This is a genomic window from Arhodomonas sp. KWT2 (assembly GCF_041949875.1).
In the GTDB taxonomy this organism is placed as follows: Bacteria; Pseudomonadota; Gammaproteobacteria; order Nitrococcales; family Nitrococcaceae; genus Arhodomonas; species Arhodomonas aquaeolei.
This window is the reverse complement of the sequence record NZ_JBHFPQ010000048.1, coordinates 22,632-36,532: the sequence shown is the minus strand read 5'-3', so window position 1 is coordinate 36,532 and position 13,901 is coordinate 22,632. Positions and strand designations below refer to the sequence as shown.

14 protein-coding genes are annotated in these 13,901 nt (G+C 70.3%); 6 read left to right on the top strand and 8 right to left on the bottom strand.

Annotation, left to right across the window (positions count from 1 at the left end; translation table 11 throughout):
* Window positions 1–56: 56 nt before the first annotated feature.
* The 5 genes from ACEZHJ_RS11955 to ACEZHJ_RS11935 all read left to right on the top strand — a co-directional run bounded on the left by ACEZHJ_RS11955 (window position 57) and on the right by ACEZHJ_RS11935 (window position 5,672).
* Window positions 57–1,316 carry a hypothetical protein gene (locus tag ACEZHJ_RS11955; protein WP_375036530.1) on the top strand — a complete coding sequence of 420 codons (1,260 nt, stop codon included), beginning with the start codon at window positions 57–59 and terminating at the stop codon, window positions 1,314–1,316.
* Window positions 1,313–2,011, top strand: coding sequence for a uracil-DNA glycosylase family protein (locus ACEZHJ_RS11950; RefSeq protein WP_375036529.1), 699 nt, complete (start codon window positions 1,313–1,315; stop codon window positions 2,009–2,011). Before ACEZHJ_RS11955 ends, ACEZHJ_RS11950 begins: the two co-directional genes overlap by 4 nt.
* 162 nt (window positions 2,012–2,173) lie before the next feature.
* Window positions 2,174–3,463 (top strand): aminotransferase class I/II-fold pyridoxal phosphate-dependent enzyme, encoded by a 1,290-nt coding sequence (locus tag ACEZHJ_RS11945; protein ID WP_375036528.1) that lies wholly within the window; start codon window positions 2,174–2,176, stop codon window positions 3,461–3,463.
* Window positions 3,464–3,510: 47 nt separating this feature from the next.
* Entirely contained in the window at window positions 3,511–5,178 is a 1,668-nt protein-coding gene (locus ACEZHJ_RS11940; protein ID WP_163141941.1) for a hypothetical protein, read from the top strand.
* 5 nt (window positions 5,179–5,183) lie between these two features.
* Complete coding sequence (locus ACEZHJ_RS11935) at window positions 5,184–5,672, top strand: TspO/MBR family protein (protein ID WP_018718848.1); 489 nt, start codon at window positions 5,184–5,186, stop codon at window positions 5,670–5,672.
* Here ACEZHJ_RS11935 and mdoH read toward each other — a convergent pair.
* Genes mdoH through ACEZHJ_RS11910 form a run of 5 tightly spaced genes read right to left on the bottom strand, consistent with a single transcriptional unit; the run spans window position 5,665 to window position 11,188 of the window.
* Entirely contained in the window at window positions 5,665–7,557 is a 1,893-nt protein-coding gene (gene mdoH / locus ACEZHJ_RS11930) for a glucans biosynthesis glucosyltransferase MdoH (RefSeq protein WP_240466306.1), read from the bottom strand. The genes ACEZHJ_RS11935 and mdoH overlap by 8 nt on opposite strands.
* Before the next feature lie 16 nt (window positions 7,558–7,573).
* Entirely contained in the window at window positions 7,574–9,136 is a 1,563-nt protein-coding gene (locus ACEZHJ_RS11925; protein ID WP_375036527.1) for a glucan biosynthesis protein, read from the bottom strand.
* Window positions 9,137–9,180: 44 nt separating this feature from the next.
* Window positions 9,181–9,432 carry a YkgJ family cysteine cluster protein gene (locus ACEZHJ_RS11920; RefSeq protein WP_018718851.1) on the bottom strand — a complete coding sequence of 84 codons (252 nt, stop codon included), beginning with the start codon at window positions 9,430–9,432 and terminating at the stop codon, window positions 9,181–9,183.
* A gap of 2 nt (window positions 9,433–9,434) precedes the next feature.
* Window positions 9,435–10,205, bottom strand: a complete 771-nt coding sequence (locus ACEZHJ_RS11915; RefSeq protein ID WP_259201737.1) for an enoyl-CoA hydratase-related protein — start codon at window positions 10,203–10,205, stop codon at window positions 9,435–9,437.
* A complete protein-coding gene (locus ACEZHJ_RS11910; RefSeq protein ID WP_018718853.1) occupies window positions 10,205–11,188 on the bottom strand; it encodes a LysR family transcriptional regulator in 984 nt (327 codons plus the stop codon). Before ACEZHJ_RS11910 ends, ACEZHJ_RS11915 begins: the two co-directional genes overlap by 1 nt.
* Window positions 11,189–11,526: 338 nt before the next feature.
* Here ACEZHJ_RS11910 and ACEZHJ_RS11905 point away from each other — a divergent pair, with 338 nt between their 5' ends.
* Window positions 11,527–11,724: a hypothetical protein gene (locus ACEZHJ_RS11905; protein WP_018718854.1), complete on the top strand. Its 198-nt coding sequence runs from the start codon at window positions 11,527–11,529 to the stop codon at window positions 11,722–11,724.
* 240 nt (window positions 11,725–11,964) lie between these two features.
* On the opposite strand, the gene ACEZHJ_RS11900 is transcribed toward ACEZHJ_RS11905, so the two are convergent.
* The 3 genes from ACEZHJ_RS11900 to ACEZHJ_RS11890 all read right to left on the bottom strand — a co-directional run bounded on the left by ACEZHJ_RS11900 (window position 11,965) and on the right by ACEZHJ_RS11890 (window position 13,875).
* Window positions 11,965–12,645, bottom strand: coding sequence for a hypothetical protein (locus ACEZHJ_RS11900; RefSeq protein ID WP_156831240.1), 681 nt, complete (start codon window positions 12,643–12,645; stop codon window positions 11,965–11,967).
* A 226-nt stretch (window positions 12,646–12,871) separates the two neighbouring features.
* Entirely contained in the window at window positions 12,872–13,189 is a 318-nt protein-coding gene (locus ACEZHJ_RS11895) for an AzlD domain-containing protein (RefSeq protein WP_018718856.1), read from the bottom strand.
* A complete protein-coding gene (locus ACEZHJ_RS11890; RefSeq protein ID WP_163143041.1) occupies window positions 13,186–13,875 on the bottom strand; it encodes an AzlC family ABC transporter permease in 690 nt (229 codons plus the stop codon). Before ACEZHJ_RS11890 ends, ACEZHJ_RS11895 begins: the two co-directional genes overlap by 4 nt.
* Window positions 13,876–13,901 lie beyond the last annotated feature (26 nt).

Here is a 13,901-nt window from a genome sequence, read left to right as displayed (position 1 = left end):
ACAATCGCCGCGACCTCGTCACGCAGGCTCCGCACCCTATGCCGCACGTCGTTGCAATGGCCGACAACGTCCAGCGCCTCGGCTTCTTCGCGCGCATGACTGACGGCCTGGACACGCTGGGCCTGACGCTGACCGTGATCGTCCCGCGCCCCGCGCTGGTCCGCGAGGGCCGGCGCCGCGGCATCGATGTCCGGCTCATCGGCCCGCGCGACGACGCAGCCACGGCATCGGAAGAGGCGCTGGAGCGGCGCACCGACACCCTGACACCCCGCCAGGCCGGCCTGCTGCACGCGGGCACCCGGCAGCTGCTGGCGCAGCTGCACCACGAACGCGGCATCGCCCTGCTGCTCGTCTGGAACGGCCGTCAGGTCGCCGGCCTCGCCGCAACCGGTTTCGCCCGGGAAGCCGATGTGCCGGTACTCTTCCTCCAGGCACCATGGCTGGCCGGCCGACTGATGGCCGACCCCTGCGGGACGCACCTTGCGAGCAGCATCCACGCCGCACCGCAGCGGCTCGACGCCTACCCGGTCAGCGAGCGGGCATACTTGCGCTGGCACGGGCTCTACCGCACTCGCCGCCGGGAAAGCGCGTCGGTCCCCGCCGGCTCCCCTACCCCACCGGCAGGCAGCCCCGGCCGCTGGCTCGACCGCCTGTACAAGCGGCTCGGCGCATCGGCGGTGCCCGCGCCCCCGGCCCGCCGCCGCCAGCTACGCCAGCAGCGGGCCGTGAGCGCCCAGCTCAGCACCCTGCGTGACCCGATGCCCGGACGCTACGCGCTGTACATCGCCCAGCCCGACGACGATCCCCTGGTCGCGCTGGACAGCCCGGTCAACGCCGCCACGGCGCTCGCCAATGCGCTGGAGCGCGCCCGCGCCCGCCACCTGCCGCTGGTGGTGCGCCTCGGCCACGATTTCCATGACCCGCGGCTCCTCGCCGGTATCATCGCCCGACTGCGTCAGTACCGGGATGTGTACCTGACCGCATCGGCGATCTATCCGCTGGTGGAATACGCCGAACGGGTCATCACCATCAACGACGTCGCCACGGTACTCGACGCCCGGGTACTCGAGCGCCCCCTCGACGTGCTGGGGGGCAGCCTGCTGGCGGCCCTGGATGAGGACCGCCTGGCACGGCTGATCCTCGGCTACACCGTGCCCGTGGACTTCTTCTCGCACCGCCCGGTCCCGGCGGAGGCGATCCGCGAGATGATCACCCGACTGCCCCCCGGACAACGCCCCGCGCTCGCCGACGGGAGCGCGGCGGCGCCGGAGGATGCAGTGATGACACTCAGCCCCGGAATGGAGTCGAGATCGTGACCCTGGACGACGACCAGCGTGCCGCCTTCCGCGAGGCCGCCGCCGGACTCAACGGCGTTGACGAGGCCGTCTACGAGGCCTTCGGGCGCGACCCGCTGGAGCCCGTCATCGGGCTCGGCCCCGCGGACGCCCCCGTGGGCTTTTTCGGACGCGATCCCGGCCGCGAGGAGATCCGTCACGGCATGCCCTTCATCGGCGGTGGCGGCCAGATGCTGCGGCGCGCCCTCTACGCCCATCACCACGGCACGGAGATGCCCGGCTTCGACGCCTCCGTCGAGGTGGGCCGGGGCTACTTCTGGGCCAACACCGTCCCGTACAAGCCGATGGGCAACAAGGCCTGGTCGATGGCCGCGAAGCGGCGTTTCCATCCGCTCATGCGCTCCGTGCTCGTCCACGGCTGGCGGGGGCGGGAGCTCATCACCCTGGGACGCGAGGCGTTCCTGTGGTTCGGCATCGACCGGCCCCGCGGGGAACGCCGGTCGCTGGAGGCGTTCTGGCAGCGCCCGGACCGCTTCGAGGCCAGCTTCACCGTCACGCTGACGGCCCCGGACGGCACCGACGCGCTGGTGCGCCTGCATCCGCTGCCCCACCCGTCCCCGCTCAACGCGACCTGGTACCGCCATTTCCCGGGACTGCTCCATGCCCGTCTGGCGACCCTGCCGGCGCCGCGGACACCCGACACCCGGCCGGTGTGACGACCCCGCGACCGGGGCAGGTTTCCCGTGCCTTTCGGCCGCCCGAGGTGGTGCCAGCGGTGACCGGGTTCGTTAATATGTGGCGTTGACAATGCCGCCACGGCGTCACCCGCATGCGGACACCTCCCCGCGGCGGCCGGACCACAGCGAGACGGGAAAACGATGACCGAACTCAGCGACCTCTCCGACGAGCAGCTCCGCGGCCTGCACGAGGACACCCTCACGCGCTACCGTGCCTTCCGCGACCAGGGCCTGAAGCTGAACATGGCCCGCGGCAAGCCCGCACCCGAGCAGCTCGACCTGAGCAACGATCTTCTCGGCCTGCCCGGTGCCGGGCACTACACCGCGGCCGACGGCACCGACTGCCGCAACTACGGCGGCGGCCAGGGCCTGCCCGAGGCGCGGGCGCTGCTCGGCGAGATCGTCGGCGCGCCGCCGGAGAACACCGTGGTCGCGGACAACGCCAGCCTGGCGATGATGCACGACCACATCGTCTACAGCCTGCTCAAGGGCAACCCGGACAGCGCCGCGCCCTGGTGCCGGGAACCCCGGGTGCGTTTCCTCTGCCCCGTGCCGGGCTACGACCGTCACTTCGCGATCTGCGCGGAGTACGGCATCGAGATGATCAACGTGCCCATGCTCGAGGACGGCCCGGACATGGACCGCGTCGAGGCCCTGGTCGCCGAGGACCCGAGCATCAAGGGCATCTGGTGCGTGCCCAAGTACGCCAACCCCACCGGGGCGGTGTACTCGGACGAGGTGGTCGAGCGCATGGCGCGCATGCCCACGGCGGCCGCGGACTTCCGCATCTTCTGGGACAACGCCTACGCCGTACACCACCTCACCGGGGAGCGCGTGGAGATCGCCAACCTCATCGAGGCCTGCGGGACGGCCGGCAACCCGGACCGGGCGCTGGTGTTCGCCTCGACCTCCAAGATCACCTTCGCCGGCGCCGGGCTGGGCGTGTTCGCCAGCTCCGCGCGCAACGTCGAGTGGTACCTCACCCGCGCCGGCAAACGCGCCATTGGTCCGGACAAGATCAACCAGCTCCGCCACCTGGCGAAACTGCCGGACATCCACGCCCTCCACCGGCTGATGGACGGCCACCGCGAGCTCATCGCCCCCAAGTTCGACGCCGTCCACGAGGCCTTCGCCCGGGTCTTCGGCGACTACCGGGTGGCGACCTGGACACGCCCGCGGGGCGGCTACTTCATTAGTCTCGACACCCCGCAGGGATGCGCCGCGCGCACCGTGGAGCTGGCCCGCGAGGCCGGCGTGGTGATGACGCCCGCGGGCGCGACCTACCCCCACGGCCGCGATCCCGAGGATCGCAACGTACGCGTGGCCCCGACCTTCCCGTCACTCACGGAGGTCAAGCAGGCGGCGGAGGGGATCGCCGTGGCCACGCTGCTCGCCGCCGTCGAGCGGGAGATCGCCCGCCGGGAAGCCTGACGACCAACGACAAACCATAAACCGACACCGACGACCAAGGAGCCGGTATGAAAAAGGCCGTATTCATCGCAACCATGCTGGTCGCGAGCACCGCCAGTGCCTCGTGGCTGAGCAGCATCTTCGGCGGAGACGGGGGGAAGGACCTCCTCGCCTACGTCCCCGCGGACAGCGACTACTACGTGGGCTACAGCGAGCCCTACGACGTGGCCGCATACCTCTCGCACTGGGAGGGTGTGCTCGACCGCGGCGACGCCCGGGAGGAGCTGCCGAGCCCGGCCGAGGCCACCGAGAAGGGCGGCCCGGCCGCCGGCATGCTGATGGCGCTGCTGGAGCAGACCTACCTCGACGACGAGGCCGAGACCCCGGGCGCCTCCATCGGCCTGGACGACGGCGGCGTATCCGGCTTCTACGAAGTAGCCGGACTGCCGGTACTGCGTTACCGGCTCGACGACGTCGACACCTTCAAGGCCGCGCTGGACGCCGCCCAGAAACGGGCGGGCGTAACCCCGGCCGCCTCGACCGGCGAGGACGTCCGCCGCTACCCGTTCGCGGGCAAGGGTGACGCCGCACCGCCGGCCCTGCTGATCGCCGTGCGCGACGGCGACGCGGTATTCACGCTCGCGGTGGCCGGCATGGAGGATGCCCTGCCCAAGGCGCTGGGCGAGACCCTGCCCGAGGAGAGCATGGCCGACTCCGGGCGTCTGGAGAAGCTGGCCGAGACCTACGGCACCCTGCCCTGGGCCACCGGCTACATCGATCACCGCGCCCTCGCCAGCGCGGTCACCGGCACCGGCAACGGCGGCACCGCGGCACTGGTCAAGTCCATCGCCAGGGCCTACGGCGAGGAGCCGCCGGAGCTGGAAGCCGGCTGCGTGGCAGACATGAATGCGGTGGTGGATGTGTGGCCGCGCAGCGTGCTCGGTGTCTCCGAGCTCGACCCGGACACCGGTGGCGCACGCGTGCGCTGGGTGACCGACATCGCCGACGGCGACCTGCGCTCGACCCTGAAACGGTTGCGCGGCCATATCCCGTCGGCGGCGCAGGGCAGCCTTGCCAGCGCGGGACTCGGCCTGGACATCTCGTCGGTGGTGCCGGTCATGCAGACCCTGGCCAATCGCTTCAAGTCCGCGCAGTGGCAGTGCCCGCAGATGCAGCAGCTCCAGCAGCAGGTCAACACCCAGCAGCTCTCCCAGATGGGCATGCTGACCGCGATGCTGGGCGACGTCCGCGGTGCGACGCTCACCCTGCTCGACGGCCCGGCGGAGAAGGGCCGGATCCCCACGGGTACCCTGGATATCGCCACCTCCCGGCCGGGGGCGCTGTGGCAGGTGATACAGGGGTTCATCGGCACCAACGTGCAGCCCGAGGTGGGCGGCGAACCGGTGAGCATCGACCATCCGATGGTGAGCGGCAAGGACGTTCGGGTCGCGCTGCGTGACGGCCGCTTTACGGTCCTCGCCGGCCAGGACGCCGCAGTGCCGGACTCCGGCGCGGACCTTGCGGCAAACGGCATTCTCGACCTGCGCTACAACCCCTCGGCGCTGAGCGGGGCGCTGATGAGCGACCTGGAGGCCGTGCCGGGTGACCAGGCGGAGATCGACGAGGTCCGTGACCAGCTCGAGTCGATGGACATCGACCAGGAGATCATGCTCGACATCACCGATCAGGGCCTGCTCCTGGACGTCGCCGCCACGCCCGGATCCGGGGACTCCTGATCCCCGTGCCGGAACGGCCGGCTACCGCGGGGCGCGGCAGGGACGCCGCGCTGCTGCTCGCCTGGCTCGCGGTGGTGGCGCTCGCCGCCGCCAGCGGCATCCTGACACCACCGGGCGAGTGGTACGCGGGCCTCGCCAAGCCACCGCTCACGCCGCCGGACTGGCTGTTCCCGGTGGCGTGGACGGTACTCTACGTAATGATGGCGGTCTCCGCCTGGCTGGTGAGCCGCCGGGTCATGCTGCCCGACGGCCTGACCGTGCTGCTGCCCTTTATCGCCCAGCTCGGGGCCAACGGACTGTGGTCGGTGATCTTCTTCGGCTGGCACCGCCCGGTCACCGCACTGCTCGATCTCGCCGTCCTCTGGCTGCTGATCGCGCTGTGCATCGCCCGCTTCCACCGGGTCTCGCGGCCCGCCGCCTGGCTGCTCGCACCCTACCTCGCGTGGGTGAGCTTCGCCGTCTACCTGAACACCGGCGTGATCCGGCTCAACTGAGCCGCACCCGCGTCCGGCGCCAGTGGGCGCCCCGCTCCAGGGACTGTACCGGCATGGCCAGCGGCCGTTCCGGCGGCAGTGCCGGCAACCGCCGCGCCGCACCGCGGCCCTCCGCCGCGAGCGTCGTGTCCAGCAGCCCCAGTACCGCCGGCGGGCGGCGCTCCTCCGGCGCTGCCCAGGTCCCGCTGCGGACCATCCATTCGCCCCAGTCGAGGCGGCTGGAGCACACCACGATCGGGGCGGCCAGCACCAGCCCCGCCACGATGGGTGTCAGCCACCAGAAAAAGCCGAGTGCCAGCCACGCCGTCACGCCGCCCCACAGCAGACCGCCGATGGTGGCCAGGGCGGTGCGCCGCGCCGCCTCGCGCCAGGCCACGGCACGGCCGTCACGGACCTGGGGGTCCCAGCCGGTGCGGCTGCCGCTGAGCACGGCGAGCACGAAGCCGGCATGGAAGACCATCATCACCGGCGCGATGAGCACGGAGAACACCGTCTCCGTCAGCGCGTTCCACGCCAGGCGCCAGCCACCGCCGAAGGCCCGGCGCTCGTCGGCGCGGAGGAGCGCCCGCAGCACGCCCAGCACCTTGGGCAGGAGCAGCAGGGCTACGGTGATCATGAGCAGCGAGGCGATCTCCGTGGTCTTGGCCACCGGCCAGTCCGGAAAGAGCTGGTAGCCGCGCCGGAAGAACTCGCCCTGATTGAGTGCCCGGGTGAGGGCGTCCACCGTGCTCAGCGCGAGCATGAACAGCCACAGCAGCGACGAGATATAGGCCGTCGCCCCCATGAGGAAGTGGACCCGGCTGAGCGGATGCAGCCCGTACGCGGCGAGCAGCCGCAGGTGCTGGAGGTTGCCCTGGGCCCAGCGGCGGTCACGCTTGGCAAAGTCGAGCAGGTTGCTCGGCACCTCCTCGTAGCTGCCCTCGATCTCGGGCAGGAGGTAGACGTGCCAGCCGCCACGCCGCATCAGCGCGGCCTCCACGAAGTCGTGGCTGAGGATATCCCCGCCCAGGGGCGGCCGCCCGGGCAGTGCCGGGAGGCCGCAGCAGTCGCTGAAGGCGCGCACGCGGATGATCGCGTTGTGGCCCCAGTAGTTGGCCGCATCCATCTGCCAGAAGCTCAGCCCCGTCGCCAGCATGGGGCTGTACAGCCGGGCGGCGAACTGCAGGAAACGCCCGAACGGCGTGCGCTGACGCACCGGGATCGGCACCGTCTGGATGATGCCCGCCGAGGGGTGGCGCCACATGGTCCGCGCCAGCGCCAGCAGCGCATCGCCGCTCATCACGCTGTCGGCATCGAGCACCACCATGAAGTCGTATCGCCCGCCCCAGCGCCGGCAGAAATCGGCGATGTTGCCCGCCTTGCGTCCCGCGTTGTCGTCCCGGCGCCGGTAGAACAGCCGGCCATCGGCGTCGAGGCGCTCCGCCAGCTCGGCGCAGCCGGCGGCCTCGGCCTCCGCGATGGCCTCGTCGCGGGTGTCGCTGAGCAGGTGGAAGTCAAAGCGCTCCCCCGCCCCGGTCGCCACCAGAGAGTGCCAGGTGGCTTCCAGCCCGGCCAGGACCCGGCCCGGATCCTCGTTGTAGACCGGCATCACCACCGCAACGCGGCCGGTGGGCCCCGAATCCGGTACCGGGCTGGCCGCGAGCGTCAGTGGATGGCGCCTTGCCAGCGACAGCACGAAGCCCGCCACGGCGCTCCAGAAGGCGGCCACGATCCAGGTGAACGTGACCGTGAACAGCGCCAGGATGCCCCACTCCAGGATGGTGGTGTCGTTGGCCCGCAGGATGCTGAACATCAGGAACACCCCGCCCGCCGCGCTGGAGAGCACCAGCAGCGCGAATACGGCACGGCGCAGGCCGGCCCCGGGGCAGTGCACCCGATCCGTCACCGGCGATGTCGATGCTTCAGGGGAGTGCATCGGGATCCCAGACATAGTTCCACGTCTCGCTGACGCGTTCGCCGCGCAGTTGCAGGAACAGCCTCAGGTCGGAGGGCTTCTCACCGTCCGGCGCGAGCCGGAAGCTCGCACGCCAGTGGCCGTCGGGCAGACGGTGGACGGTGACGTCCTGGGTGACCCCCGTGGACTGGCTGAGCTCCGCGGTTACCGGCTGCGAGCCGGCCAGGCCGTCGAGCTCACCGCCGGCGAAATCGACGATGAACTGGCGCAGGCTCTTCGGCGGCTTGTCCTTGGTACCGGGAATGGCCGCGTGGCCGATGCGGGTACGAACAGCGCGGGCCAGGTCATGCCCGGGGGGTGCACCTTCGAGGCTGCGCAGCTCGTAGCTCAGGGTCAGTGACTCCCCCGCCTCGAAGGGATCCTTCGGGCTCCAGAAGGCGACGATGTTGTCGTTGACCTCCTCGTCGGAGGGCAGCTCGACAAGGTGCACGGCACCCTCGCCCCAGCCCTCGCCGCGGGGCTCGACCCACATACCCGGCCGGCGGTGATAGTCCGCCTCGGCGTCCAGGTAGTGCTCGAAGTCGCGGTCTCGCTGAAGCAGCCCGAAGCCACGGGGATTGGTGTCCATCAGCGCGCTCTCGCGCAGCGCCCGCGGGTTGGTCAGCGGCCGCCAGATCCACTCGCCCCCGGCGGTGTGCATGGCCAGGCCGTCACTGTCGTGGACCTCGGGGCGGTAGTCATCGTGGCGGCGCACGCTGTTCTCGCCGTAGAAGAACATGCTCGTCAGCGGCGCGATGCCCAGGCGCTGGACGTCGTCCCGGGCAAACAGCCGGGCGGTCACCTCGACACGTGTGGACTCCCCGGGATGTATGCGGAACCGGTACGCCCCGGCCAGCGACGGGCTGTCCAGCAGGGCAAAGACGGTGACCGTGGTGGCGCCCTCCTGCGGGCGCACCAGCCAGAACGCCTTGAAACGGGGGAACTCCTCGCCGCTGGGCAGGGCCGTGTCGATGGCCAGTCCCCGCGCGGACATGCCGTAGCCTTCACCCCGGCCGAGGAAGCGGAAATAGGAGGCGCCCTGGAAGGCGATCACCTCGTCCGCGTAGTCCGGCCGGTTGAGCGGGAAATGCAGGCGGAAACCCGCATAACCGAGTCCCTGCGGGGGCTCGCCCTCGAAGATCTCTCCGCCGTCGTAGCGGAACAGGCCCGGGTCGAAGGGCAGCGTACGGACCTGACCGTTCTCCACCAGATGGATGGTTACCGGCTCGTTGTAGAGAAAGCCGGGATGGAATAGCTGGACCTCGAAGAGGCGTTCCCCCTTCCAGATCGCACGGTCCGGGCGGAAACGGATCTTGCGGTAGGCGTCGTAGTCCATCGACGCCAGCGACTCCGGCAGCGCCGTATCCGGCGCCTGGTAATCCTCGCCCGCGAGCGCGCGCGCCCGCTCGGTCACCCGCTCGAACACGCGGACATCGTCCCCGTCCTGAGCGGAGGCAACCGTGATGTGACCCGCAGCGGCGAGCACAACGGCGACAAGGGGGATCAGTGGCAGGCGGTTCCGTCGGCGCATGGGCACTCCTTCCAGCGTCTCTGCCGGAACGGCTGCCCGTGCGTTCACCCCGTCTCGCTCTCCAGGCGGGCAAGGCGCGCCAGCGCCTGTCCGCGATTGTCGCCGCACAGCTCGGGCGTCGCCGAGAACCGTTCGCACACGTCGGGCCGCTCGGGGCTGGCGAACAGCCCGCAGCGGTTATCCGCGCTCAGGTGCACGCAGCGTACGCCCGCCGGTTTGCCCTCAGGCATTCCGGGCAACGGCGAGGAGATGGACGGCGCGATGCAGCAGGCGCCGCAGCCGATCCGGCATTTCATGATTATCCGTCACCCTCTGCCCCGAAGAATGCGGCCACCGCCTGCCGGTGCTCAACCGAATTGAGCCGTTCGGCGAAAACTGCCGCCTCGCGATCGACCGCCTCGTGCAGCCGGGCCCGCCACTGCGGGCCTCGCAACAGGCTGCGCGTGGCCGCGACAGCGCCGGCGGGCGCTGTCGCGATGCGACGACACCACGCCCCGGCGACCGCCTCCAGTGCCGGCGGCTCGCACACCTGGGAGACCAGACCGAGGCGCTCCCCCTCCCGCGCGTCGAAGCGTTCGCCGAGGATAAGCAGCCGCGCAGCCCGCTGCGGCCCGACCAGCTCGGGCAGCAGCAGGGTGCTCCCGAACTCCGGCACCAGACCGAGTTGGACGAAAGGCATGGCAAAGGTGGCATCGGTGGCGGCGATCACCGCGTCACAGTGCAACAGCAGCGTCGTCCCCAGGCCAACGGCATTGCCGCGGACCTCGGCAACCAGCGGCCTCGGGCAATCCACCACCGCATGCAGGAAGCGGAACACGGGCTGCGTCTCCACCGCCTCACCGGCCTGCGCCAGCACCTGCAGGTCGTTGAGATCGTTGCCGGCGGTGAAGTCGGCGCCGTCGCCGCGCAGTCGGATCACGGACACCGCCGGGTCCTCGCCCGCCGCGGTGACCGCGTCGGTGAGCGCGGCGTACATCGGCTGCGTGAGCGCGTTGCGCTTGTCGGCGCGCATCAGCGTGATGATGCACACGCCGTCGTGCATCATCGTGTGGATACCGGTATCCGCCATCAGCTCTCCCTCCTCTCCTCGGCCGCCACCGCCTCGGCACGGCCACGCCACTCGCTGGCGTCGAACTCCAGCCCCTCACGCTCCCACGGCGGCACCGGCGTGAACACCTCCACGAGGAAGTCCACGAAGGTCCGTACCTTGCGTGAGAGATGGCGGCGGTGGGGATAGAGCACGTAGAACGCCGAGCTCTCGTGGGGGTACTCGGGCAGCACGGGCACCAGGCGCCCGGCGCGGATATCCGGCACCACCAGCCACGAGGACATGCGCGCCAGCCCGGCGCCGGACAGCGCCGCCTGGTAGAGGGCGTCGACGTTGTTGGCGCGGAAGTTGCCGGAGACGTGGAGCACCCGGCGCCCGCGTTCGGCGTCCTCGAATTCCCAGTCGTTGAACAGCTCCATCTCCGAGAGCGTCAGGCAGTTGTGCTCGAGGAGCTCCTCCGGGGTGCGGGGCACGCCGTGGCGTTCCAGGTAGGACGGGGCGGCACAGATGATGCGGCGGTTGACGCAGAGCTTGCGCGCGATGAGCGAGGGATCCTCCATCTGTTCGCGCCACTGGATCGCCACGTCGATGCCCTCCTCCACCAGGTCCACGTGGTGGTCGGTGAGCTCGAACTCCATGTTGATGTCCGGATAGCGCTCCAGGTACTGGTTGATCCGCGGCAGGATCTCCATGCGCCCGAAGGAGACCGTGGCCGCCACCCGCAACCGCCCCCGGGGGTTCTCGTTGAGGGCGGTTATGGCGTCCTCCGCCTCCTCGATCTCCTGGATGATCCGGGCACAACGCTCATAGTACGCCTGGCCGGCCTCGGTGAGGCTGATGCGCCGGGTGGTGCGGTTGAACAGCCGTGCCCCCAGGCGGTCCTCGAGGCGGCGTATCTGCTTGCTGACCGCCGAAGGCGTCAGATCCAGATCCCGGGCCGCCGCCGAGAAGCTGCCCTCCTCCACGGCCCGCGCGAAGATCATCATTTCGGCCGCCTTGTCCATGGGTGTTCCCCCGATTAGTGATTCCGGGTCACAAAGTTTTTGCCATTCGGCCGGATTGCGGCCGACAGCGGATGCGCTATTGTGCCATGCAACAAACGTTGGATGGCGCCTCACCGGATCGGCGGTTACATGAGACCGCGGGGTCCGGCCGGGAGCTTCCCGGCGACTATAGCAGCGGCACGGTACAGACACAGGGGTTTCGTCAAAAACACGGCCGATTCGTGCAACGACGGAACAGGTGATTGGCCTCGGCGACGGTCCAACGGATGCCCGGAACCAGAGAGAATACAGACAGAATTCACTTGCAAGCGCGTGGCCTGCCACGCAGGAGACCAGCAATGAACAGCAATGAGCCCATTGTTCACGAGGGACGTGTCGGGCTGCTCGAGATCGAGCCGGTGCTGCGCCGCAGCCGCCGGATGCGTAACGAGGCGATCGCCCGTTCGCTTCGGCGCTTCGCCCACGCGATCGGCAGCCACACGCGTCACCACGCCCACGAGATCGCCGGCCTCTTCCACACGCCGGCGGCCCGCTAGGGGCTTCCACCGGACGGAGCCACAGCCCAGGGCTCCGTCCCGCCCGGAACCCCGTTTCCGGGACACTGTCTCTCCTCCTCCTTGGCCGACCCCCGGGTCGGCTTTTTTTGCGCCGCCCCCGTTGCCCCGGTTTCACTCCCCCGGCCACACGGCAGGCCACGGCACCGGTCACACGCCGGACCGGCAGACGTTTCGCCGGCGCGGCATCCCGTGGAGCGAGCGGGCCTTGTGAGCGGGCCGTCAGGAGCAGGCCGCCACACGCACCGCCTCGTCGGCCGGCCGATCGCCCGCCAGGACCAACTCCAGCGCCTCCAGCCCGAAGCTCAGCACCACGGCGGCATGGCCGTCCGGCGCCAGGCCACCGGCCTCGATCTGCGCGGACGTCGCGCGCCCGCAGTACCCGACCGGTATCCAGCCCTCGGGGTCCCGGGCCTCTATGGCCATGCCCCCGTCCAGCGGCCCCGCCGCGGGCAGAAGGCGGTAACGACCGACCAGCCCGGTCGCAGACACGCATGCCCGCACGAGCCCGGCCAGGTCGTGGCTACCGCTGTCGGCGCTGAGACGGACCATCAGGAGCTGATGCCGACGGCGGCCCGCATCGGCACCCCGCGTCGGCACCACCGGCCCGGGGGTGACGAGCAGCCGGTCCGCCGGCGGATCCAGCGCCTGGGTGCGCAACAGCTCATCGAGCCCCCCGAGGAGGTCGGCCCGGGGCAGGCCTCGCCGATGCTCGCCAAAGCCGCCGATATGCCAGGGCGAGAGCCTCAGGAGCTGCCGCGGACAGCCGTGCGCCGCGGCGACCCCCTCGTGCAACCGTGCGATCAGTCCCTGGAGCGTGTCCTCACCCTGGGCGGGATCGGTGCGATCCCGCCCGGTGAGGAGCAGCTCCTCGCGCATTCGTTGTTCCTCGCCGCCCTGCATGACCCTGTATCTCCATCGTTCGGGCCCCCAAACGAAAACGCCCCCGGATCCTGGGATCCGGGGGCGTTTTCGGCGTGGAGGCTGTCTGGGCTGAATCGTCAGATAATGCACCGCCGTCCCGGATCATTGAACCCGGGCATAAACCAGTAAAAACCGAGACGGGCGATGGCTGCGATCAACGTGCTTACCTCTTGAACCTTGTCCCGACGGTACCACCGGCGGGGACCTACGGCAACACCGCCGAGACGAGCCAGAGCACGACCATGCCCGAGCCGAGCACCCACAGCGTGTTGCGGGTACGCCACGCAACCAGCGCCGCCACCAGTCCCGCGGCCACCCGGGCGGGCTCGAAGGGCGATTCGCCGCCGAGCAGGATACCGGGCACGACGAGCGCGGAGAGCACCGCCGCAGGCACATAACGCAGCGGCCGGCGCAGCCATCCCGGCATACCCCGATGCCCCACCGCCTGGATGAACGACAGCCTGAGGGCGAAGGTGCCGGCGCCACAGGCGAGGATGACCAGCCAGATGGTGGTATCGCTCATGCCGCCCCCTGGGCGCGCTCGGCGACAACACCGGCGATGATGCCGGCCAGCGCCCCGGTAACCATGCCGAGATTGAAGGGCATGCCATGGGCAAGCAGCGCGATCCCGCCGCCGGCCACGGCGGCGACGGCCATGGGCCGGTCATGGACGGTCGGCACCATCAGCGCCAGGAAGATCAGCGGCACGGCGAAGCCAAGCTGCCAAGCCGGCGGCACCGCTGCGCCGATAAGGATGCCCGCCGCCGTGGCAGTGAGCCAGACCACCCACAGCGGCAGCGCCGCGCCCAGGTAGAACCAGTGCCGGTTCTCCATCTCGGGATGACGGATGAAGCGCGTGATACACACCGCGTAGGCCTGGTCCGTGAGCAGATAGGCGAGGGGCGCCTTCCAGCGCGTGGGCAGGTGCGCGAAATGCGGTGCCAGCGAAGCGCTGTACATGGCAAAGCGCAGGTTGATGATCAGCGCAGTGAGCACCACCACGCCGGCCCAGGCGCCGTCGCCGATAAGCTGTGCGGCGGCGAGCTGGGAGGCACCGGCGAAGATCACCAGCGACATGCCCATGCTGGCGGCCACGTCGAGCCCGGCCTCGCGCGCCGCAATACCCGCCATCACGCCGAACGGCAGCGCGCTCGCGCTGATCGGCGCCATGGCCACCAGGCCCGCATTGAAGGCATTGCTCCGCGTCATCGACACCCCTTATCCCCCGAATTCCG

What these genes read in the sequence shown, in the direction of transcription:
- ACEZHJ_RS11955 (WP_375036530.1), top strand. Translation starts at nt 57, where the DNA reads ATGGCCGACAACGTCCAGCGCCTCGGCTTCTTCGCGCGCATGACTGAC.
- ACEZHJ_RS11945 (WP_375036528.1), top strand. Translation starts at nt 2,174, where the DNA reads ATGACCGAACTCAGCGACCTCTCCGACGAGCAGCTCCGCGGCCTGCAC.
- ACEZHJ_RS11940 (WP_163141941.1), top strand. Translation starts at nt 3,511, where the DNA reads ATGAAAAAGGCCGTATTCATCGCAACCATGCTGGTCGCGAGCACCGCC.
- ACEZHJ_RS11925 (WP_375036527.1), bottom strand. Translation starts at nt 9,136, where the DNA reads ATGCGCCGACGGAACCGCCTGCCACTGATCCCCCTTGTCGCCGTTGTG.
- ACEZHJ_RS11920 (WP_018718851.1), bottom strand. Translation starts at nt 9,432, where the DNA reads ATGAAATGCCGGATCGGCTGCGGCGCCTGCTGCATCGCGCCGTCCATC.
- ACEZHJ_RS11915 (WP_259201737.1), bottom strand. Translation starts at nt 10,205, where the DNA reads ATGGCGGATACCGGTATCCACACGATGATGCACGACGGCGTGTGCATC.
- ACEZHJ_RS11910 (WP_018718853.1), bottom strand. Translation starts at nt 11,188, where the DNA reads ATGGACAAGGCGGCCGAAATGATGATCTTCGCGCGGGCCGTGGAGGAG.
- ACEZHJ_RS11905 (WP_018718854.1), top strand. Translation starts at nt 11,527, where the DNA reads ATGAACAGCAATGAGCCCATTGTTCACGAGGGACGTGTCGGGCTGCTC.
- ACEZHJ_RS11900 (WP_156831240.1), bottom strand. Translation starts at nt 12,645, where the DNA reads ATGCAGGGCGGCGAGGAACAACGAATGCGCGAGGAGCTGCTCCTCACC.
- ACEZHJ_RS11895 (WP_018718856.1), bottom strand. Translation starts at nt 13,189, where the DNA reads ATGAGCGATACCACCATCTGGCTGGTCATCCTCGCCTGTGGCGCCGGC.
- ACEZHJ_RS11890 (WP_163143041.1), bottom strand. Translation starts at nt 13,875, where the DNA reads ATGACGCGGAGCAATGCCTTCAATGCGGGCCTGGTGGCCATGGCGCCG.